Annotated in this window: 22 protein-coding genes and 2 pseudogenes; 15 read left to right on the forward strand and 9 right to left on the reverse strand. The window is 69.2% G+C overall.

Annotation, left to right across the window (positions count from 1 at the left end):
• Nucleotides 1-30: 30 nt before the first annotated feature.
• Nucleotides 31-894: a helix-turn-helix domain-containing protein gene (locus tag ON23_RS18120; RefSeq protein ID WP_036503530.1), complete on the forward strand. Its 864-nt coding sequence runs from the start codon at nucleotides 31-33 to the stop codon at nucleotides 892-894.
• Between the two features lie 16 nt (nucleotides 895-910).
• On the opposite strand, the gene ON23_RS18125 is transcribed toward ON23_RS18120, so the two are convergent.
• Entirely contained in the window at nucleotides 911-1,732 is an 822-nt protein-coding gene (locus ON23_RS18125) for an ABC transporter permease (protein ID WP_083904055.1), read from the reverse strand.
• Nucleotides 1,729-2,562 (reverse strand): ABC transporter permease, encoded by an 834-nt coding sequence (locus tag ON23_RS18130; RefSeq protein ID WP_083904056.1) that lies wholly within the window; start codon nucleotides 2,560-2,562, stop codon nucleotides 1,729-1,731. The genes ON23_RS18125 and ON23_RS18130 overlap by 4 nt, the downstream gene beginning before the upstream one ends.
• A gap of 184 nt (nucleotides 2,563-2,746) precedes the next feature.
• On the opposite strand from ON23_RS18130, the gene ON23_RS18135 reads away from it, so the two are divergent.
• Together ON23_RS18135 and ON23_RS37970 are read left to right on the forward strand one after the other, a co-directional pair.
• A complete protein-coding gene (locus ON23_RS18135; RefSeq protein WP_244969940.1) occupies nucleotides 2,747-3,277 on the forward strand; it encodes a peroxynitrite isomerase in 531 nt (176 codons plus the stop codon).
• A 153-nt stretch (nucleotides 3,278-3,430) separates the two neighbouring features.
• Complete coding sequence (locus ON23_RS37970) at nucleotides 3,431-3,586, forward strand: hypothetical protein (protein ID WP_156055460.1); 156 nt, start codon at nucleotides 3,431-3,433, stop codon at nucleotides 3,584-3,586.
• 67 nt (nucleotides 3,587-3,653) lie between these two features.
• Here the strand turns inward: ON23_RS37970 and ON23_RS18140 are convergent, their stop codons facing one another.
• From ON23_RS18140 to ispG, 3 genes are all read right to left on the reverse strand, one after another.
• On the reverse strand, nucleotides 3,654-5,474 hold the full coding sequence (locus tag ON23_RS18140; protein ID WP_083904061.1) for a penicillin-binding transpeptidase domain-containing protein: 1,821 nt from the start codon (nucleotides 5,472-5,474) through the stop codon (nucleotides 3,654-3,656).
• 80 nt (nucleotides 5,475-5,554) lie between these two features.
• Nucleotides 5,555-6,415, reverse strand: coding sequence for a GNAT family N-acetyltransferase (locus tag ON23_RS18145; protein WP_223273211.1), 861 nt, complete (start codon nucleotides 6,413-6,415; stop codon nucleotides 5,555-5,557).
• Between the two features lie 107 nt (nucleotides 6,416-6,522).
• Nucleotides 6,523-7,656 (reverse strand): flavodoxin-dependent (E)-4-hydroxy-3-methylbut-2-enyl-diphosphate synthase, encoded by a 1,134-nt coding sequence (ispG, locus tag ON23_RS18150; protein WP_210743744.1) that lies wholly within the window; start codon nucleotides 7,654-7,656, stop codon nucleotides 6,523-6,525.
• 256 nt (nucleotides 7,657-7,912) lie between these two features.
• Here ispG and nfi point away from each other — a divergent pair, with 256 nt between their 5' ends.
• The 5 genes and pseudogenes from nfi (at nucleotide 7,913) to ON23_RS18175 (ending at nucleotide 11,286) form a co-directional block, all read left to right on the forward strand.
• Nucleotides 7,913-8,695: a deoxyribonuclease V gene (nfi, locus tag ON23_RS18155; RefSeq protein WP_245555997.1), complete on the forward strand. Its 783-nt coding sequence runs from the start codon at nucleotides 7,913-7,915 to the stop codon at nucleotides 8,693-8,695.
• Nucleotides 8,696-9,189: 494 nt separating this feature from the next.
• The gene (locus ON23_RS18165) at nucleotides 9,190-9,450 is read left to right on the forward strand and encodes a three-helix bundle dimerization domain-containing protein (protein ID WP_051042830.1); all 261 of its coding nucleotides are present in this window, start codon (nucleotides 9,190-9,192) and stop codon (nucleotides 9,448-9,450) included.
• Between the two features lie 12 nt (nucleotides 9,451-9,462).
• Nucleotides 9,463-9,561: pseudogene (locus ON23_RS39600) on the forward strand (polyphosphate kinase 2); the annotation flags it as partial.
• Between the two features lie 40 nt (nucleotides 9,562-9,601).
• A pseudogene (locus ON23_RS18170) lies at nucleotides 9,602-9,883 on the forward strand (sodium-independent anion transporter); the annotation flags it as partial.
• 149 nt (nucleotides 9,884-10,032) lie between these two features.
• The gene (locus ON23_RS18175) at nucleotides 10,033-11,286 is read left to right on the forward strand and encodes a diacylglycerol/lipid kinase family protein (RefSeq protein WP_244969941.1); all 1,254 of its coding nucleotides are present in this window, start codon (nucleotides 10,033-10,035) and stop codon (nucleotides 11,284-11,286) included.
• Here the strand turns inward: ON23_RS18175 and ON23_RS18180 are convergent.
• Complete coding sequence (locus ON23_RS18180) at nucleotides 11,270-12,493, reverse strand: M50 family metallopeptidase (protein ID WP_039779611.1); 1,224 nt, start codon at nucleotides 12,491-12,493, stop codon at nucleotides 11,270-11,272. The genes ON23_RS18175 and ON23_RS18180 overlap by 17 nt on opposite strands.
• A gap of 21 nt (nucleotides 12,494-12,514) precedes the next feature.
• On the reverse strand, nucleotides 12,515-13,654 hold the full coding sequence (dxr, locus tag ON23_RS18185) for a 1-deoxy-D-xylulose-5-phosphate reductoisomerase (protein WP_039779634.1): 1,140 nt from the start codon (nucleotides 13,652-13,654) through the stop codon (nucleotides 12,515-12,517).
• A 162-nt stretch (nucleotides 13,655-13,816) separates the two neighbouring features.
• On the opposite strand from dxr, the gene ON23_RS18190 reads away from it, so the two are divergent.
• Nucleotides 13,817-14,101 (forward strand): DUF2631 domain-containing protein, encoded by a 285-nt coding sequence (locus ON23_RS18190; RefSeq protein WP_086006940.1) that lies wholly within the window; start codon nucleotides 13,817-13,819, stop codon nucleotides 14,099-14,101.
• Between the two features lie 47 nt (nucleotides 14,102-14,148).
• Here ON23_RS18190 and ON23_RS18195 read toward each other — a convergent pair whose 3' ends face one another.
• A complete protein-coding gene (locus ON23_RS18195) occupies nucleotides 14,149-14,883 on the reverse strand; it encodes a LysR family substrate-binding domain-containing protein (protein WP_039779612.1) in 735 nt (244 codons plus the stop codon).
• A gap of 194 nt (nucleotides 14,884-15,077) precedes the next feature.
• Between ON23_RS18195 and ON23_RS18200 the strand changes: the two genes are divergently transcribed.
• The 3 genes from ON23_RS18200 (at nucleotide 15,078) to crcB (ON23_RS18210) (ending at nucleotide 16,750) form a co-directional block, all read left to right on the forward strand.
• Nucleotides 15,078-15,725, forward strand: coding sequence for a phosphatase PAP2 family protein (locus tag ON23_RS18200; RefSeq protein WP_051042831.1), 648 nt, complete (start codon nucleotides 15,078-15,080; stop codon nucleotides 15,723-15,725).
• A 147-nt stretch (nucleotides 15,726-15,872) separates the two neighbouring features.
• The gene (gene crcB, locus ON23_RS18205; protein ID WP_051042832.1) at nucleotides 15,873-16,391 is read left to right on the forward strand and encodes a fluoride efflux transporter CrcB; all 519 of its coding nucleotides are present in this window, start codon (nucleotides 15,873-15,875) and stop codon (nucleotides 16,389-16,391) included.
• Entirely contained in the window at nucleotides 16,388-16,750 is a 363-nt protein-coding gene (gene crcB / locus ON23_RS18210; RefSeq protein WP_039779614.1) for a fluoride efflux transporter CrcB, read from the forward strand. Before crcB (ON23_RS18205) ends, crcB (ON23_RS18210) begins: the two co-directional genes overlap by 4 nt.
• Before the next feature lie 16 nt (nucleotides 16,751-16,766).
• Here crcB (ON23_RS18210) and ON23_RS18215 read toward each other — a convergent pair whose 3' ends face one another.
• On the reverse strand, nucleotides 16,767-17,984 hold the full coding sequence (locus tag ON23_RS18215) for a PucR family transcriptional regulator (RefSeq protein ID WP_063821290.1): 1,218 nt from the start codon (nucleotides 17,982-17,984) through the stop codon (nucleotides 16,767-16,769).
• 103 nt (nucleotides 17,985-18,087) lie between these two features.
• Between ON23_RS18215 and hpnC the strand changes: the two genes are divergently transcribed.
• The 3 genes from hpnC to ON23_RS18230 form a co-directional block, all read left to right on the forward strand.
• The gene (gene hpnC / locus ON23_RS18220; protein ID WP_039779615.1) at nucleotides 18,088-18,942 is read left to right on the forward strand and encodes a squalene synthase HpnC; all 855 of its coding nucleotides are present in this window, start codon (nucleotides 18,088-18,090) and stop codon (nucleotides 18,940-18,942) included.
• Nucleotides 18,943-18,947: 5 nt separating this feature from the next.
• Nucleotides 18,948-19,847, forward strand: coding sequence for a presqualene diphosphate synthase HpnD (hpnD, locus tag ON23_RS18225; protein WP_039779638.1), 900 nt, complete (start codon nucleotides 18,948-18,950; stop codon nucleotides 19,845-19,847).
• A partial coding sequence (locus ON23_RS18230) for a hydroxysqualene dehydroxylase (RefSeq protein WP_039779639.1) occupies nucleotides 19,844-20,970 on the forward strand: 1,127 nt, incomplete at its 3' end. The genes hpnD and ON23_RS18230, both read left to right, overlap by 4 nt.

The following is a 20,970-nucleotide window of genomic DNA, read 5'->3' on the forward strand; positions in this document are numbered from 1 at the left end:
GTCCCGAAACTCACAAGGAGTACGCGCGCGATGGCAGGTAAACGCACGGTGCTGACGGTTCAGCTGCGGCGGCTCGCCGCACTGCTGTCGGAGATGCGTGAGCAGGCGGGGATCAGCAAGGAGGTGGTCAGCGCCCGCACCGGCATCAACGTCACCACGCTCTACCGGATCGAAACCGCGCAGGCGCGCCCGCAGCGACGCACCCTCACCGCGATGCTCGACCTGTACGGCATCGGCGAACCACAACGCTCCGACGCGGTGCAGTTGCTGATGGAGGCGCAGAAGCCGGGCATGTCGCGCCCGTTCGAGGCGGCCGTCTCGGAGGTCTACGCCGCCTACATCAACTTCGAGACCGAGGCGCTGTCGGCCCGACTGTTCCAGACCTCGTTCATCCCCGGCCTGCTGCAGACCGAGCGCTATGCGTGGGCCGTGCTGGACACCGCGATGCCCAAGGTCGAGACCTCGGTGATCGAACAGCGCCTGCGGGCCCGGGTGGAGCGCTCCAAGGTGCTGACCCGCGACGGGAATCCGCTGGAGTTGTGGGTGGTCCTCGACGAGGCCGCCATCCGCCGGGTGGTCGGCGGGCCGGAGGTGATGCGCGAACAGTTGCTGCGCCTCACCGAGGACACCGACAAGCGCAATGTCATCCTGCAGGTGCTGCCGTTCGGCGCGGGTGCGCATCCGGCGATGGTCGGCTCCTTCGTCGTCCTCGACTTCCCCGATCCGGCCGACCCCGAACTGGTCTACGTCGAAGGGATCGCCGGCGACGATATCGTCGAGGGCCACAACGAGATTCGGCGTTTCGGCGTGATGTTCGACCAGCTGCGGGCGATGGCGTTGAGCCCGCGTGATTCCGCGGAGATGATCAACGAGATCGCCGACGGCCTGCGCTGAGCGACGCCGGCCCCGCTCACTGCCGGCTGGCGCGCCGGAATCCGACCGCCGCCGGCACCGCGAACAGGACCATCGCACCGACCGACCATCCCACCGTCGCCCACAGCGGCCCGCGGGCCGACTCGCCGAGCGCCAGCGCGCTCATCGAGTCGATCGCCGTGGACAGCGGCTGATGGGCCACGATCGGCTGCGCCCAGCCGGGATAGGCGGGCAGCGGGACGAATCCGGTGCTGAAGAACATCAGCAGCGAGGATCCGAGCGAAATGGCCTCCACCACGAACGTTTTCGCCGAATACACCGCCACCGCCGTCACCATGGTGGCGAATCCGATTCCGTAGAGCAGCGGCACCCCGAGCACCGCGACCGCGGCGGCGGGACGGTGGAACCGGAAACCGAGCGCCATACCCACCGCGAACAGGACCACCGTGCAGAGCACGATCCGGGCGATTTCGGCGAGCAGCCGGGACAGCAACCCCGAGGCGCGGTGGACCGGCAGCGCCCAGAAGCGGCCCAGCAGGCCCGCATCGCGTTCGCGGCCCAGCGTCACCGCCCCGGCCAGCGATCCCGACATCACCGACACCACCGTCACCATCGGCACCGAACCGTAGAGCGCGTCGACGCCGGAGAACGACGAGATCTGCCGGCCGAGCACCGTATTCAGCATTATCAGCAGCAGCGCCGGGAAGACCAGGATCTGTGCCGTGGTGAGCGGATCGCGGCGCCAGCGCCGCAACAGCCGGCCGGTCTGCACCAGGGTCTGCGGCAGCAGATACCGCCAGCGCTCGGTATCCACCTGCACGGTCGCCAATTCGCGCACCGCGGTGCCCGCCCCTGTCATCGCTGCCTCCGTACCGCCAGCGCCACCGACCCGGCGCCGAAGACCAGCAGCCCGGCCACCGTCCACATCACACCCGGCCCGATCGTCGACCGGTCCACCGCCGTCGCGAAACCCGGCTTGTCACCCGCGAGCGCCCGCATCGCGTCGACGAACTGCGACACCGGCTGATTCCGCGCGAAACCCTGAATCCACGGCGGGAATTGAGAGGCCGGCGCGAACCCGGTGGACACCATGCCGAGAATCAATTGCGGCAGCATCAGCACCTGGGTGGTGGCCTCCGGCGACTTCGACAGCGCGCCCAGCAGATCACCGAACAGTCCCAGCATCACCCCGACCGACACCGAGAACAAGAGGAAACCCAGTGTCTCCCAGTTACTTCCGCCGAATCGAAAGCCGATCACGTGCGCGGCCAGCAGCGCCGCCGCCAACGCGATGACGACGCGGTATCCGGTGGCGGCGGTGCGGGCCGTCAACGGTGCGATCGAGGGAATGGGCATGGTCGCCAGCCGGGCATCGAGACCGTCGCGAGCATCGACCGCCGCCCGGAGCGCGGCCGCGGACGCGCAGAACGACACCGCCTGCATGACGATCATCGGCATCAGGAACTGGGCGTAACTGCTCGCCCCGTGCCCGGCGAAACTCATCACCCGGTTCAGCGGTACGTAGAACCCCAGGGTGAACACCGTCGGCGCCAGCACCGCCGTGAGCACCTCGCCGTTGCGCAGTGACGGCCGGATCTGGCGCCGGGTGAGCACCCAGCACGGCAGCCACCAGCCGCGCAGCACGGCATGTGCGCCCCGCCGCGGCATCGCCTGGATTCGCACGGTCATCGCCTGCTCCGTTCGCGCCCGGTCGGCATCCGTCCATCACACCAGACCAGCGGCCGCCGCGGCGCGATCTCCGCGCAAAGCGAGGTCCGATTCGCGATGTATGTCGCGACCTACCGGCCCTCGTCCCGGACGAACCGGACCAGGGAGCGTGGTCCTCCCACCATCGGCGGCGCGGGGAACTAAGCTGTGCGCCGTGCTCGAACCCCAGCCCGCCGTCGCCCCCCATCCGGATATCGCCCACCTGGCTCCGCTGCTGGGCACCTGGCGGGGCTCCGGTCACGGGGAGTACCCGACCATCGAGCCGTTCGACTATCACGAGGAAATCCGCTTCGGCCACGTCGGCCGGCCGTTCCTCACCTATCGGCAGCGCACTCGCCACGCCGCCGACGGCCGCTCGCTGCACGCCGAGACCGGTTATCTGCGCTCGACCGGCGCGGACCGGGTCGAGCTCATCCTGGCTCACCCCACCGGTATCACCGAGATCTGCGAAGGGCGGATCGCCGTCGCCGAGGACGGGCTGCGGCTCGAACTCGATTCCACGCATATCGGCACCTCCAGTACGGCGAAAACGGTCACCGCCCTGGGCCGCTCGATTCATCTGTCCGGGGACACGATCGACTACAAGCTGCGAATGGCGGCCGTCGGGCAACCGAAGCAACACCATCTGTCGGCCAGCTTGCACCGAGCTGAACAGAATGAGAAATTGAACGTCTAACCAGGCCTTTCATGACCTTTTCCGCTGCGCAATCCGGCACAGGGGGTTGTCGGCGCGCGGTTCGCCGGTTTACGGTTTTCCAGGTCGGCTAATAGTCGGCGAACCCGATGGTTCGATGCCAGTGGCTCTCACTCACCGACAAGGGAGAAGACCATGAAGCGTTCGACGCTCACGCTGATCACCGCGGGGATGATCCTCGCCGGGACCGGGGCCGTGGAGATTCTGGGAGACGGTTCGGCCGGGGCCTCACCCCCGACCGAGCACGCCACCTCGGCCACCGTCGGTGGAACGGAGGTGCAGGGACAATAAACGGCACCCGAACTACACAGCTTTCACCCCCGTGACCGGACGCACCGAGCGTCCGGTCACGATTGTTTCAGGCACTCCCCGGCGGCAGAGCCGCCAGCATATCCCTGGTCACCGCGACCGCGTTGTCGGAACTTCCGCCCCGCACCAGCAGGGTGGCCCACGCCAGATCGCCGCGGTAGCCGATGAACCACGAATGCGATCCGCCGTCGACCTCCGCCTCACCGGTCTTGCCGAACACCTCGCCCTGGTCGGCGATCCGCTCCGCCGTACCGCCGGTGACCACCTTGCGCATCATCGCCTGCAGCCCCTGCACCACCTGCGGCGACAGGCTCGGCCGATCACCGTGCACGGCCGTCTCGTGTCCGGAGATCAGATACGGCGTCGGCGCCGATCCGTGTGCGACCGTCGCCGCCACCAGCGCCATGCCGAAGGGGCTGACCACCACCTTGCCCTGGCCGATCCCGTCCTCGGTGCGGACCACCTCGTCGTCGGCGCGCGGCACCGAACCCGATACCGTCGGCAACCCTGCCACGGTGTAGTCCGGGCCCACTCCCAGCCGCGCCGCCGCGTCGGTCAGTGCCGTCCCCGGCAGTTCGCTGGCCAATTTCGCGAAGGCGGTATTGCAGGAACGCTCGTAGGCCGTCGACATCGGCACATCGCCGAGGGAGAACTCGTCGTAGTTCGGAATCGTGCGCTCCCCCACCACGATCCGGCTCGGGCACGGGACGACGGTATCCGGGTTCGCGATGTCGGCGGTCATCGCGGCGGCGGCGGTGACGGTTTTGAAGGTGGAGCCGGGCGGATACAGCCCGGTGGTCGCGACCGGACCGTCGGTGTCGGCGGCCTCGTTCTGCGCCACCGCGAGGATCGCTCCGGTGGAGGGCTGGATCACCACCATCATGGTCTGCTCGCGGCGCGGGTCGACGGCACGCTGGGCGGCGTTCTGCACGGTGCGGTCGATACTCAGCGAGAACGACGGCGCCGGTTGCGGCGCAACCTCTTTCAGCACATCGGTATCGACGCCGTCGGCATTCACGGTGACCACGCTCCAGCCGGCCTTGCCGTCGACCTCGTCGATGACGGTCTTGCGGATCTGGGTCATCAGATCGGGCGCGAAATGGCGGTCGGTGGGAATGAGGTCCCACTGCCGGTCGGTGGTCACCCCGGGCAGGCCCAGCAGCTGTCCGCTGACCTGATCGAATTCCCAGTCGCTCAGGCCGAGGACGAGTGCCGGACCGTGTTGTTTGCGGGCGGCGGCCAGGATCGCGTCGCTGGTCAGGCTGTCGTCGAACTGCTTCAGCCCGGCCGAGAGCGCACCGGCCACATATCCCGGGTCCGGGGCGTCGGACACCGTGAACGAGATCCGGTGCACGACACCCGGAATCAGGACGTCGCTGCCGGATCGTTCGTTGACCCGGGCACGCGGTGCCGGGGTGGTGCGCAGGTGCAGACTCTGGGTGTCGCCCAGTTTCGGGTGGATGTCGGAAGCGCTCCAGCGCACCTTCCACTGCCCGCCGCTGCGGCCCATCTGCAACTGCCCGGAGTAGGTCCAGACACGGTCCTTCGGCAGCGTCCACTCGTAGGTGTAGTCGACGGTGGCGGTGTCGCCGGTGACGCGCGCGGATCCGGTGTGTGCGGTCAGGTGCTGCGCCTGCAGGTTCCGCCACGCCGAAGCCAGTGCCGCCGAGGCCTTCTCGGGTTGCGTGGTCAGATCGGCGGCGTCCGCCGGATCCTGCCGGGCGAAGGCGGCCAGGAACGAGTCGGCGGCGGCGACCGGCCCCTGCGGTCCGGACGAACACGCGCCCGCCGTCATCACCACGGCGGCGGCCGCACTCAGCACCAGCGCGCGGGGCGCCCACGCGCGCGGCGCACATCTCGACTTCGACATCGCCACCGATGGTAGCCAGCCGGTCGCTGGTAAACGTTGCGACACACTGGCTTTGCCCGGTGCGCGGCGGAACCGGGCGTTCAGTCCACGAGGACCGTCGCGAATGTCGCGACCTGATGGAAGCCCACCTTGGCGTAGGCGCGCCGGGCGACCTCGTTGTAGGAGTTCACATACAGGCTCGCCGTCCGCCCCGCCGCGACCACCGCATCGGCGACCGCGGCCGTCCCGGCGGTGCCCAGGCCGCGCCCGCGCCACTGCGGATGCACCCAGACGCCCTGGATCTGGCCGGTCCGCCGGGACATGGCTCCCACCTCGGCCTTGTAGACGACCTCACCGTCCTCGAAGCGCGCCCAGGCGCGGCCGGCTTCGATGAGGCTCGCGACGCGACGCCGGTATCCGCGACCGCCGTCACCGGCCCGCGGATCGACGCCGATCTCCTCGGTGAACATGGCCACCGCGGCGACCAGATACCGTTCCAGCTCGTCACCGCGTACGCGGCGCACCTTCGGATCGGGAACGGCCTGGGCGCGGCCGTCCAGGGCCAGCAGCGGCTGATCGGCGCGGATCTCGCGCGGCGGACCCCACCGATGTTCCAGGGTCTCCCACAGCGGCAACGCCAATTCCTGGCGGCCCACCACCGAAGAGCACACCCGCGGCCAGCGCGCCGCGCGGTCGGCGAAGGCCCGCATATCGTCGGTCGTCCCGCGCAGCGGCACCAGATTGGCGCCCGAGAAACACAGCGAATCCGCCGGGGTGCCCCGCGTCCACAGTTCTCCGCCGCCGCGATTGTCCAGGCCGTATTCCTGCAGGCGCGCGGCGACCATGCACCCGGCCACCGGATCGGTGTCCAGCACTTCCAGCACCTGCGCCAGATCGCGATCCGCGAGCTGACGAGCACCGGAAATCCGTGACCGGCGCGACGGTTCCAGCACACTCCGCACGCTCCCAGCCTGCCATGAACGCCGCCTGCGTGCGGGGGCTTTGCTCGGCTCCAGCGACAGAATGCGGCCGGCGCGCGACACGCCCATCCCCTATCCGCGTCCGGCGATCATCCGACGGTGACGACGGGCTCGCCGGTTTCGGCGTCGGTACCCATCTCGTCGGCGATGCGCATGGCCTCTTCGATCAGCGTCTCCACGATCTGATGTTCGGGCACGGTCTTGACGACCTCGCCCTTCACGAAGATCTGGCCCTTGCCGTTGCCGGAGGCGACACCCAGATCGGCCTCGCGCGCCTCACCCGGACCGTTGACCACACAACCCATCACGGCCACCCGCAGCGGCACCTCGAGACCCTCCAGACCCGCGGTGACCTCGTTGGCGAGGGTGTAGACGTCGACCTGCGCACGTCCGCAGGAGGGGCAGGACACGATCTCGAGTTTGCGCGGCCGCAGATTCAGCGACTGCAGGATCTGCCCACCGACCTTGACCTCCTCGGCGGGCGGCGCGGACAGCGAGACCCGGATGGTGTCGCCGATGCCCTCGCTGAGCAGGGCGCCGAAGGCCACCGCCGATTTGATCGTGCCCTGGAAGGCCGGTCCGGCCTCGGTGACGCCCAGGTGCAGTGGATAGTCGCACTGTGCGGCCAGCTGCCGGTAGGCCTCGACCATGACCACCGGATCGTTGTGCTTGACCGAGATCTTGATATCGCCGAAGCCGTGCTCCTCGAACAGGCTCGCCTCCCACAGCGCCGACTCCACCAGCGCCTCGGGGGTGGCCTTGCCGTACTTCTCGAGCATGCGCTTGTCCAGGGAGCCGGCGTTCACGCCGATCCGGATCGGGATCCCGGCCGCACCGGCGGCCTTGGCGACTTCCTTGACCCGGCCGTCGAACTCCTTGATGTTGCCCGGATTGACGCGCACGGCGGCGCAGCCGGCATCGATCGCGGCGAAGATGTAGCGCGGCTGGAAGTGGATATCCGCGATCACCGGGATCTGCGACTTCTTCGCGATCATCGGCAGCGCGTCGGCATCCTCCTGCCGCGGGCAGGCCACGCGCACGATGTCACAGCCCGATGCGGTCAACTCCGCGATCTGCTGCAGCGTGGCGTTCACGTCGTGGGTCTTGGTCGTGGTCATCGACTGGACGGAGATGGGGTGATCACTGCCCACTCCCACCGTGCCCACCATCAGCTGGCGCGTCTTACGCCGCGGTGCGAGGACCGCCGCCGGTGCGGCCGGCATCCCCAGGGTGATGGCTGTGCTCACGTTCGGCTGCCTACTTTCGTCTGCGTCTGGTGCACCCGTTCGCTGCCGAGTCTAGTGCGGGCGGTATGGGAGCGACCTGTGAGAGCACCGACACCCCGGCCGGTGACCGGCGAGCTCGCGGTTGTCCACCGCCGGGAACGACTTGTGACCAGGACCGCACCGCTGCCCGGCCGGGCCGCCCGCAGCGCCCTGCGAGGCCCGGTCATCCGGGGTTTTCCGCTCGGATGCCGATGTGGTTACCGTGGATCAGCCGAAGGCCGGCACCCACCGTCACGTTCAGGAGGATTCACCGGATGTACATCCCGCGAACCCGTGTCGGGCGGCGCTGACCGTGCGCCTGGCGATGGCTCCGGAACTGCCCGCCGACCCGGAAGCGGCTGCGGCACTGCAGGAACGATTGCGCGAGTCGGTGCTCACCCATGACCCGCGGCCGCCGCGATCTCGCACCGTCGCGGGCCTGGATTCGGCCTACGACGAGTCCGGCGCGGTCGTCGCCGCCGTCGTGGTCCTCGATATCGCCACGATGGAGACCGTCGACACCGCCGTCGCCCACGGCACGGCGAGCTTTCCGTACGTCCCCGGCCTGCTCGCGTTCCGGGAGCTGCCGACCACTTTGGCCGCGCTGGAACGCCTCGGCACCACGCCCGACCTGCTGGTGTGCGACGGCCAGGGCATCGCCCACCCGCGGCGCTTCGGGCTGGCATGCCACCTGGGCGTGCTGACCGGCCTGCCGTCGATCGGCGTCGCCAAGACGGTGTGGGGTGAGTGCGGCGAGCCCGATGCCGCGCGAGGTTCGGTCGCCGACGTCACTGTGGACGGCGAGGTGGTCGGGCGGGCGCTGCGCACCCAGCCCGGAATCAAACCGGTGTACGTGTCGGTGGGCCATCGCATCTCCCTCGACACCGCCTGCGCCCAGGTTCTCGCGCTGGCGCCGAAGTACCGCCAGCCCGAAACCACCCGTCGCGCCGATCATCTGTGCCGGACCCTGCTGCGCGACACCGTCGCTCGCGGCTAGCGCGAATCCGGCGACCGGCGACGCGCGGCACCATCGAAACGATCTCGGAGACGAGCTTCGGCAATCTCATCGCTAATGAGCGTTCCCGATGCGGGCGGCGGTGATATCCGCCGAGCGCCAACAGCACCCGAGGCGGTGGACCATCACCGTTCGCACGGCGCCGGAGTCGAATGTCACCTCGTTCCGGATATCGGTGTCGAACTATTTCGCAACCGACTCGATTTATCGGCAGTTCGAACACCATCGAAGCTGCCGGAAATCACAAACAATTCGCCCTGCACCCGTGCGATCCGATTCGTTTCCGCGAGCCGAGACGACGGCGGCCGATCACTGACGCCACCGGGTATCACACATGAATACGGCCGATCAGGCGGTGTATCCGCGGATCGGATGCCGGCGATGGATATGACGAATCGCGAAATGGCAAGCCGCGGTCGAAATTCGCGCCCAATTCGTACCTTGACGAGCTTCGCCGACGGGCAGACGATAGATCGATGACCGGCGATGAGGAATTGATTCAGGTCGAACAAGTCATCGAGCGGCTGATCGCCGGCCACCCCCGCGTCCCGCCCGAGGACATAGAACTCATCGTGCGCGGCATCCACAAGCGGTTCTCCGATGCGCGAGTACACGACTTCGTCCCTCTTCTGGTCGAGAAGGCGGCGCGGCAAGCGATCAGCATCCGGCCGTCGGGAACAGCGGCGCCCTCGCCTCGCATCCGTCCGCGCGGCACCCACCCGGTGACGGTCATCTGAGGAGACGAGCCGTTGGGAAAGAAGTCCCGCCACGGCAAGGAATACCGTCGCCTGCTGCGGCCGCTGAAGGCCGACCTGGTCGCGCTGCAGGAGTGGGTGAAAGCCTCCGGCGGCGGGTCCGCCGGCTCCCGAACCGGCTGACCGATCCGCCGCCACCGTCGCCCGTGCCCCCGATCCGGTCGAATGGGTGGTCGTCGCCGCCGAACCGATCACCGGCCTGGACACCACGGCCGTCGACGAACTCGTCGATCTGGACGGTTTCCTGGAAGGCCGCGGAATCCGGCTGGCGTTCGCGGAGATGAAAGGGCCGATCAAGGACAAACTCATCCGCTTCGGCGTCGGCGACCGGTTCGACGCGACGCACTTCCACCCCACTCTCGACGCCGCGGTCGACGCCTTCCGGCACCGGTCCGGCCACCCGACCGACACCTGAGCTCCGGGACGAGGCACGCCATGGATCAGACCCCCGACCGGCCGGAAACCCACCCGGCAGCGACCGGCGCAGCGAACGGTCGTCACGGCCTGCGCGGCCGAACCCGCTGGGCGCGAACGGCATTCGTCTTCGCTGCGGTGACGGTCGTGATGCCGGTGGCGTTCGCCGGACTCCTGGGCACTCTCGTGCTGCTGATCGTCGGCGCCGGCGGCGTGGTGGTGACGGTGGCGGCGCTGTACTGGTTCGTGAGCGGGCGGGGCGTTCTGCGGTGGTTGTCGGCGGCGGTGGCGGTCGCGGCGCCGATCGTGGTGCTCGTGTTGTTCGTGCGCGCCGGCCTGCTGTGGGTGGTGCTGCTGACGGGCGCGGCAGCGCTGGCCGCCGTGGTGTCCGCCCGCCGTGCGCTGCGCCCCGTCGTCACGCACACGACCGCCGTCGACTACGCCGCGCCGCCACCGCGGCGGCCGTTCCTGATCATGAATCCGCGTTCCGGCGGTGGCAAGGTCGCGAAATTCGATCTCCGGCGCCGGGCCGAGGAACTCGGCGCGGAGGTCGTCCTGCTGGAAGGCAGCGCCGATGTGGCCGCCCTGGCCCGCGCGGCCGTCGAACGCGGCTCGGATCTGCTGGGCGTCGCGGGCGGCGACGGCACCCAGGCCCTGGTGGCGGATGTCGCGGCCGCCCACGACCTGCCGTTCCTGGTGCTGAGCGCGGGCACCCGCAACCATTTCGCACTGGACCTCGGACTCGATCGCGCCGATCCGGCGACCGGGCTCGACGCCCTGCGCGACGGTGTGGAGATGCGCGTCGACCTGGGCCGCATCAACGGCCGGCCGTTCGTCAACAACGCCTCGTTCGGCGTCTACGCCGAGATCGTGCGCAGCCCCGCCTATCGCGACGACAAGACCGCGACCGTCCTGCGTCTGCTCCCCGATCTGCTCGCCGCCCACAGCGGGACCCGGCTGATCGCTCATATCGGCGCCACCACGGTGATCGGCCCGCAGGCGGTGCTGGTGAGCAACAACCCCTACGGCACCAGCGATCTCGCCGGGCTGAGTCGCCGCGACCGCCTCGACCGCGGCGTGCTCGGGGCGGTCACGGTCTCGGTCTCCGATACCCGCGCGGCCGTGGGGCTGATCCGCCGCACGCACAGTCGCGGCCTGACGCAGCAGACCGCGGCCGCGGTCGTCGTGGAGGCCGGTGGCGCATCGATCCCCGTGGGCGTCGACGGAGAATCGCTGCTGCTCGACACACCGGTGCGATGCGTCGTCGAACCGGGCGCCCTACGCGTGCGTGTTCCGCGGAATCGCCCCGGAACACGCCCTGCCGCACCGGCTCTGGACTGGAAGCGCCTGCGCGATCTGGCGATCGGCCGCGCGCACGCCGAATTCGCTACGGGAACAGCTTGATCGGGTTCACGATGTCGGCGACCAGGGTGAGGATCATGTACGCACCGCCGATCACCACCACGATGTAGGTGGCGGGCAGCAGTTTCATGTAGTCGACCGGAGCGCCGTTGGGCAGGCCCTTGCGGTTGCGCCACATGTTGCGCAGCTTCTCGAAGATCACCACCGCGATATGGCCGCCGTCCAGCGGCAGCAGCGGCAGCAGGTTGAACGCGCCGAGGAAGAAGTTCAGGCTGGCCAGTACCAGCACGAACGCACCCCACAGCCCGTGTTCGGCGGTTTCGCCGCCGATCTTGCTGGCGCCGTAGACGCTGACCGGAGTGTCGGCATCGCGCTGGCCGCCGGTGACGGCGTGCCACAGGCTGACCACCTTGCTCGGCATCTGCGCCAGCGAGGCGAAGGTGCGGCCGAACATATCTCCGGTGAAGGTCACCGAGGCCGGCACCGCGGAGACGATGTTGTGTTTGACCGGCAGGTAGAAGTCCTGCGCCACACCGACTTTGCTGACGTACACCGGCGTGGTGACCCGCTCGGAACTGCCCGTGGACTTCAGTGGATAGGTCGCCACACGCTCCGGAGTCACCGGAATCTGCAGCGTCTGATCGTCGCGCTTCACCGTGTAGACGACCGGGCCGTTCGCCTTTTCGGTGATCGAGCGGAAGTCGTCCCAGGTCTTGACGGGCTTGCCGTCGATCGCGGTCACCAGGTCGCCGCGCTGCAGTCCGGCGCGTTCGGCCGGGCCGGGACCGGTGCATTTCTGCATCGACCCGTCGGGGTTCTGCGCGGGCACGCAACCGGCCGGGTAGATCTGGGTGGCCGGCGGCGAATCCAGCCGCGGCAGTCCCCACGCGACGGCGAGCAGCATGATCAGCAGGAAGCCCAGGAGGAAGTTCATCGCGATGCCGCCGAACATCACCACCAGGCGCTTCCAGGTGGCCTGCCGGTACATCGCGCGATGCAGGTCCTCCGGTGGTACCTCGTCCAGCGCGGTCATGCCCGCGATATCGCAGAAACCGCCCAGCGGCAGCGCCTTGAGGCCGTATTCGGTCTCACCGCGGCGGAACGAGAACACCTTCGGCCCGAAGCCGACGAAGTAGCGGCGCACCTGCATGCCGGTGGCCTGCGCCGCCCACATGTGGCCACATTCGTGTAGCGCCACCGATACCGTGATGCCGAGGGCGAACAGCACGAATCCGATCGCGAAGCCCATGCGGTATGGAACCCTCCTGAATCAGTTGCTCACGAGCGTGCGCGCACGCTGTCGCGCCCACGCATCCGCCGCGAGCACCTCGTCCAAGGTACTGGGTTCCGCGGCCCAGCGGTCGGCCGACTCGACCACCCGCGCGACCGTGCGCACGATATCCGGGAATCGGAGCGCACCGTCGAGGAACGCCTGCACCGCGATCTCGTTGGCGGCGTTGTAGACCGCGGTGACGCTGCCGCCGGCCTTACCCGCCGCACGAGCCAGTTCGACGGCGGGGAAGACCTCGGTGTCGACCGGTTCGAATTCCCAGGTGAACGCCGTGCCGAAGTCGATCGGGGCGAGGGTGCCGGGGACCCGGTCCGGCCAGCCCAGCGCCAGCGCGATCGGCAGTTTCATATCCGGCGGGCTGGCCTGGGCGAGGGTGGAGCCGTCGGTGAAGGTCGCCATCGAGTGCACGATCGACTGCGGATGCACCGTGACGTCGATCTTGTCGTAGTCGATGCCGAACAGCATGTGCGCCTCGATCAGTTCGAGGCCCTTGTTCACGAGGGTGGCCGAATTGAGGGTGTTCATCAGACCCATCGACCAGGTGGGATGGGCCTTGGCCTCCTCGGGGCGCACCGATTCCAGCATCTCGGTGGTCCAGCCCCGGAACGGGCCGCCGGAGGCGGTGAGCACCAGCCGCGCGACCTCGTCGGCGCGGCCGCCGCGCAGGCACTGCGCCATCGCGGAGTGTTCGGAGTCGACCGGGACGATCTGCCCGGGAGTAGCGGCCCGCGTCACCAGGCTGCCGCCGGCGACCAGCGATTCCTTGTTGGCCAGTGCCAGGCGCCGTCCCGATTCCAGGGTCGCGAGCGTCGGCCGCAGTCCCAGCGCGCCGACCAGGGCGTTGAGCACCACGTCGGCGTCGGTGCGGCGTACGAGTTCGGTCACCGCGTCCGGACCGGCCAGGGCCACACCGAGTTTCGCGGCCGCGGCCGGATCGGCGACGGCCACGTTGTCGGTGCCGGTGGCGCGGATCTGCTCGGCCAGCAGGTCGGTATTGCCGCCGCGCGCGGCCAGTCCGACCACCTGGAATCGGTCCGGATTGGCGGCGACGACCTCCAATGCCTGGGTGCCGATGGAGCCGGTGCTGCCCAGCAGCAGAACTTTCACGATGTCGGACACGCACTCATTGTCCACGGTGAATCGCCGCGGACGTCACCCCGCTGGCTACGACGGCCGGTCGTATGCAAACATATTCTCGACAGACACCTTCACGACCTGCGGACCTCACGGCGCACTCCGCGCACGCGAGCCGCAGCGCACACGGAAATGATGGGAGCGAACGTGGCCGCCACGGAACTGGAACCCGCCAAGAGCGCCGGCGTCGTCACCAAGGTCGATCCCGCCGAGGTTCCCTCCGCCGCCTGGGGCTGGAGTGGTGAATCGCGGCGCACCTTCCGTATCGCCGGATGGGTCGTCGTCGTGATCCTGCTGGCCATGCTGTTCGAGAACCAGCAGGGCCACACCTCCGGCACCGGTTACACCGGATACATCTTCCTGATCGGCTTCGCCGTCGCGCTGGCGGCCATCCTGATCCGCGATTCGATCATCCAGCGCAAGCCGCGCTGAATCCGCTTCGCGCACAGACTGGTTCGACCGGCCGCTGAGGTTCCGCCTCAGCGGCCGCGGCGTTTCCGGGGGCCGCCGGCCTTGCCCGCCCGCCCCGGTTTCGCCGCTCCACCCCGTCGCGCGGCCGGTTTCGCACCACTCTCACCCCGGCCCCTGCCGCGCTGTGCCGCACCGCCTTCGGCGCGCGTGCCGGAATCCTGCCGGCCGCGCCGATCCCGTTCGCCGGTGGTCCGGGAACTGCGCGCCGTACGGCCCCGCACGACGCCGATGAATTCCTCGGCGAGTTCGACCGCGTCCTCGATCGGCCAGGACAGGGCGATCTGCGTGGGATCGACATCGGTGAGCGGACGATAGATCAGGTCGCGGCGATGATGCAGCCGCGCCAGCGACTGCGGCATCACCGCCGCCCCGCCGACCGCGGCCACCAACTCGACGGTGCCGCCCACGGCGTCGAGATCGCTCGCGTCCTGCATCCGCTCGCCGTCCAGATCGGCCAGGCTCACCTCGTCGAACAATCCGATCGGATGATCCTTGGGCACCACCGCCACGGCGACCTCGTGGTAGAGCGGAATCGCGTGCAGCCCTTCGCGTTCGATCGGCAACCGGACGAAGCACATGTCGACCCGTCCTTGCGCCAGGGCCTCGTGCTGCTGAGCCTGCGGCACCGCGATCACGTCGAGTGGGACGTCGGGGAAGCGTTCGGCCCACACCCGCGCCCACTTGGCGACGGTGACGCCCGGGACGTAGCCGATGCGCAGCGCGGTGGGAGCAGACTCGGTCATGCGGCCAGCGTATGGCACCGGGCGGGACGGTCCGGCATCCGCCGCGAACCACAGCGGCCCGATACGCGATCGAGGTGACGCGGAGGTCGACGGCAGTGGTCGAAACCGTGCCCACGGGGCGAACACGGTAGAAATGATCGCAGTACGTTTCCCATCCTCCCCCGGCGTTCCGGGCAGACCAGATCGGATATGCGTTGACGACCCCCTCCCCGGCCCCGATGGCATCCGGCGGCCCCGGATTCGATCGGCCGTTGTTCACCACCATCACCGATTTCGCCGACCACACCCGGTGGCTCAACGACACGATGCTGTGGTTGACCGATGCCGGTCTGGCGGTGTTCGCGGTGCTGATGGTGATCGGCTGGTGGCAGGCCCGCCGCCGCGACGACCGGTCGATGGCGCTGGCGCTGCTGGCTCCGGTGAGCGTGGTGATCGCCTATCTGGTCGCCGAGGTGGTGAAGGTGATCGTCGCCGAACCGCGCCCGTGCCGGGGCATGCCGACCGCCTACATCATCGAGGCGTGTCCGGTGCCGAGCGACTACTCGTTCCCCAGCGGCCACACCACCACCGCCGCGGCGAGCGTCGCGGCGCTGTATCTGCTGAATCGGCGGCTGGGCTGGATCACGGCGGTCTTCGCGATCGTCCTGGCCTTCAGCCGGGTCTACGTCGGCGGTCATTATCCGCACGACGTCGTGGCCTCGGCGATCCTGGCCATTCCGGTCGCCGCGGCCGTCAGTCTGCTGCTGGCCCGCCCGGCCACCGCGGTGGTGACGCGGATGCGGTCCTCCGCGCTGGCGCCGCTGGTCGCCGATGCCGGAAGTACGCCGGTATCGCGGGTGTGAGCGAGGCCGGCCGGATTCGCTATTCTGTCGGACGTGGCGGTGGGGCTCGCCACTTCGGCACAGCGGCCGGAGCAACCGTGATCCGATGATCGCCAACAGTCCCTACTCGAGGTACCGCCATGTTCGTGTTCGAGTAGGAGTCCGTCGTTGACCGAACTACGCCGCGAGGAGCCCCGGCCGGGCGCATCCGCCGACCGGCCGGTCGATCCCGATATCGATCTGCACGTCCCGTCCCAGCGCCGCGAGTTGCTGCGCGAACACGGCGCCGTGCTGGCGGTGATCGGGCTGGGTGGTGGATTGGGCGGTCTGGCCCGCTACGGCCTGACCCAGCTGCTGCCGACCCGCCCCGGGCAGTTCCCGTGGGGCACCTTCACCGAGAACGTGCTCGGCTGCCTGGCCATCGGCGTGCTCATGGTGCTGATCACCGAGGTGTGGTCGGCGCATCGACTGGTGCGGCCGTTCCTCGGGGTCGGATTTCTGGGCGGGTTCACCACCTTCTCCACCTACGCCGTCGAGATCCGCAATCTGCTGCAACCCGGTTCGGCCGTGACGGCGTTCGTCTATCTGGCCGCGACACTGCTGAGCGCGCTGCTCGCGGTGCTCGCCGGGGTGACGGTGACGCGAATGACGGTGCTTCGCAAGGTGATTCGAGGGGAGCCACGGTGACCGTCGTCCTGGTCTTCGCCGGCGCGGTGCTCGGCGCCCCGGCCCGCTATCTCACCGATCGGTTCGTTCAGGCACGCCACGACAGCCTGTTTCCGTGGGGCACGCTCACGGTCAACATCGTCGGCTGCCTCATTCTGGGCGCGCTCACCGGTGGTGCGGCCGGCAGTCCGGTGCTGGCGTTCGCCGGCACCGGATTCTGCGGGGCACTCACCACCTACAGCACCTTCGGCTACGAGACGGTCCGGCTGCTCGAACAGCGCTCCGTGTTCTACGCCGCGATGAACGTGGTGATCAGCGTGATCGCCGGACTGGGCGCCGCGCTGCTCGGCTACGCCGTCACACACGCGGTGGTCGGCTGAGTCCCGCGGACTCCGGTCACCCGGCTCGTCCGTGCGGCTGGTCCCAGACCAGCGCCAGATACATGCGGGCCCGCTCGCGCGGCGAATCCAGGCGCTCTCCGAGCAGATCGTGCAGCCGGTCCATGCGGTAGCGCACGGTCTGCGGGTGGATGTGCAGATCGTCGGCGACCGCGTGCCGGTCGCCCATGTTCCACAGCCAGCTGCGCAGCGTTTCGACCAGCCGGTCGCGCTTACCGTCGGGCAGCTCCCGAAGTGGTTGCAGCACTTGGGCTCGCAGCGTTTCCAGCAGCCATTCGTCGCGATTGGCGATGATGGTGTCGAGTTCGTCGGCGACCACCACCGGCGATCCGGACAGCACCCCGGCCTTGCGCAACCGCAGCGCGGTGCGAGCGATCCGCATACCGGTCGGCAGCAGGTCCAGCGTGAGCGGATGACCGATCACCGCGTCGCAGCCCCGCAGCGCGGCGATGAGCCGGGTGATCCGCCCGCCCAGCATCGGACTGGGCACGATCGCCCCGACCGCGTCGTCACGCCGGATCGGCAGGCAGTGACCGCCGAGATGTTCCACCACCCCGCAGGAGCGCGCATCGGCCGGATCGGCGAGTACCACCGCGACCTCGGGGGGCAGCTGCCAGCCCGCGCGCTCGGCGGCCAGCCGGATTCCGATGGTGTCGGAACGCCCGGAAAGCAACATTTCCGCCAATTCCTCGCGATGGCGTTCCCGAGCCGCGCTGGAGGCGGATTGTTCGAGCACATAACCGTGCGCGGAGGCCGCGGAGAATTCGTCGACGAAGGCGAAAACGGCCTCCGCCAGCACCGCGAGCACCTCCGGTCCCAGGTCGAGTTTCAGCGCCGTTTCCGCGACGTGATGCCAGGCCGCGCGGGCGCCGACCTGGTACGCGCCGAGCAGATCGGACAGGTCCGCGCCGTCCTGCAGTTGCTGGCGGCCGACCTGTTCGAAGACCAGCTGTGTCGGCGGCGGAACGCCCTCACCGGCGGAATCTCCTGTGCGCGGGCCGTGTTCGGCCAGGTCCAGCAACCGATGGACGAACAGCACTCCGACCTCGGCCACCTCGGGGCGATGGTCGTCGAGATAGCGCGCGTAGTCGGGCCACTCGGCGGCGAGCAGATCACGGACCTCGTCCAGGAGATCGGGCATCCTAGCGTCGAGTTCCTCCGAAAGCTGCTCCAATGCCTCCGGTGTTATCGGAATTTCATTATGGGAATCGCTCATTCGAGTCCTCTCCGACTCGATTATCTTCCGGATACAAAAACACCAACCGGAATCACTTCAACGGTTGAAGATTTGAGCCCTGTGTTGCGTTCACCATCGAATCATGGACGCAGCGACAGCCCCGGCCCGCTGGCTGCGGGCCCGTGAAAAGGAAGAGAACTTTCCCGTCGCGCTGCGGTGGTTGCCGCGCGAACCACGCCGGCACCTGCACGCGGTCTACGCAGCCACCAGGTTAATCGACCAGGTCGGCGACGCAGCCCCCGGCGATCGTGTGTCGCACCTGCTGGCGCTGCGCGCCGACCTCGCCGGTCTGTACCAGGGTCGCACACCCGACGATCCGGTGCTGCAGATGCTGGCTCCCACCGTGGCGGCGTGCGATCTGCCGCAGGAGGCGTTCCAGGAACTGATCGAGGCGAATCTGCTCGATCAGCGCGTCGGCCGCTACGCCAGCTTCGAGGATCTGCTCGGCTACTGCCGGCTGTCGGCGAATCCGGTGGGCCGCTTGGTGCTGGCGGTCTTCGACCAGTCCACACCGGACACGGTGGCGCTGTCGGATCGGGTGTGTTCGGCCCTGCAGGTGCTCGAGCACTGCCAGGACGTGGCCGAGGACTACGCGGCCGGGCGCATCTATCTGCCGCAGGACGATCTGGCCGCGGCCGGGGTGGCGGACGCGGCGCTGGCCACCGGCGGACCGGGTGATCCGGCGTGCCGGGCGGTGGTGCTCACCCAGGTCGAACGCTGCGAATCGATGCTCGGCGAAGGCGCTCCGCTGGTCGCCCGGCTCACCGGATGGGCCCGGCTCGCGGTCGCGGGATATCTCGCGGGCGGCTGCGCCACCGCGCGGGCGCTGCGCGTGGCCGAGGGCGACGTCTGGAGCCAGCCGGTGCGGCCCCGGCACGTCGACACCGTGGCCTCGATGGTCACGCTGCTCGGCAAGGCCACGGTGGTGCCGCAGTGAGCAGTATCGCGACCGGGCCGACCACGGCGGCGGCCTACGACACCTGTGAGCGGATCACCCGCACCGAGGCCAAGAACTTCTACTACGGCATTCGGCTGCTGCCCCCGGAGAAGCGCTCGGCACTGTGCGCGCTCTACGCGCTGGCGCGGCGCATCGACGATATCGGTGACGAGCAGGGCGAACCGGCCGCCAAAACCGAGGCGCTGACCCTGTTGCGCAAGGAATTGGACAAGGTCACCGGCGGCGCCGGAACCGACGATCCGGTGCTGTACGCCGTCGCCGACACCGCTCGGCGCTATCCGGTGCCACTGGGCGCGTTCGGCGAACTGATCGACGGGGTGCGAGCCGATGTCGACGGCGTCACCTACACCGATTTCGACGAGCTGACCCATTACTGTCGCTGCGTGGCCGGGGCGGTGGGCCGCTTGTGCCTGTCGATCTTCGGCTCCGGCGGCGATCCGTGCGCCCCGATGTACGCCGATCAGCTCGGGATCGCGTTGCAGCAGACCAACATTCTGCGCGATATCCGCGAGGATCTCGGCAACGGCCGCGTCTATCTGCCCCGGGACGAACTGCTGCGTTTCGGCGTCCGGCTGGAACTCGACGCCGGTGGGGCGCTCGACGATCCCAACGGCGGACTGGCCGCGCTGATCCGCAGCGGCGCCGAACGCGCCGAGAACTGGTACTGCCTGGGGCTGCGCCTGATTCCGCATCTGGACGGCCGCAGTGCCGCCTGCTGCGCGGCGATGGCGGGTATCTACCGGCGGCTCAACGAGCGCATCCGCGCCAATCCGGTGGCCGTCTACGACCGGCGGCTGTCGTTGAGCGCACGGGAGAAGACGCGCGTCGCCTCCGGCGCGCTGCTGCAGTATTCGATGACGGCATTCGGATGGGGCCCGCGATGACGGCGCGGGTGGCCGTGGTGGGCGGCGGGCTCGCGGGGATCACCGCGGCCCTGCGGTGCGCGGACGCCGGATATGCGGTGCGGCTGTTCGAATCCCGGCCCTGGCTGGGCGGGCTGACGCATTCGTTTCCCCGTGGTGCGCTGTGGATCGACAACGGCCAGCACGTCTTCCTGCGCTGCTGCGACCGCTATCTCGCGCTGCTGGATCGGCTCGGCATGCGCGAGTCGGTGCGGCTGCAACCACGACTCGACATCCCGGTATCCGGCGCCGGCCGGGTGGGCAGGTTGCGGCGGTTGCCGCTGCCGGCGCCGCTGCATCTGAGCTGGGCACTGCTGCGCTATCCCTGGTTGTCGCCGGGCGCGCGGGTGCGGTTCGTCCGGACCGCGCTGGCGCTGCGAGCCGTCGACACCACCGATCCCCGCACGGACGCAACCAGTTTCGGCGACTGGTTGCGTGCGCACGGCCAGGATCGCGACGCCGTCGACAGTCTGTGGGATCTGGTCGGCATCGCCACCCTCAACGCCCGCGCCGACGACGTATCGCTGGCACTGGCCGCCACCGTATTCCAGATCGGCCTGCTCACCGACTCGGACGCGGCGGATATCGGCTGGTCGCGTATTCCGTTGCGGCAGTTGCACGGCGATGCCGGGCAGGCGGCACTCACCGCGGCGGGCGCGACGGTGAGCCACGAGAAGGTCACGGCCGTCCGGCGTTCCGAGGCCGGCTGGTCGGTGCACACCGGCGACAGCGAATTCGCCGCCGACGTGGTCGTCTCGGCGGTGCCCCCGCCGGCGGCACAGGCACTCCTGCCTCCCGACGCGGTGGGCCTGCCCGCGAATTGGGCTGCGGCCCTGGGTAGTTCGCCGATCGTCAACATTCATGTGGTCTACGACCGGCCGGTGATGGACGAACCGCTGCGAGCCGGTGTCGGCACGGTCGTGCAGTGGGTGTTCGACCGGACCGATGCCTCCGGGTTGCGCACCGAGGCAGGCCCCCGCGGCGCGGCTGCGACCGACGGCCCCGGCGCGGCGGGAGCAGCGGGCCCGCTTCCCGCCGGCGCGCAGTATCTGGCCGTCTCCGTCTCCGCTGCCGACGCATTCGTCGATCGCCCGGTCGCCGACCT

Source organism: Nocardia cerradoensis NBRC 101014 (genome assembly GCF_000308535.1).
Lineage (GTDB): Bacteria > Actinomycetota > Actinomycetes > Mycobacteriales > Mycobacteriaceae > Nocardia > Nocardia cerradoensis.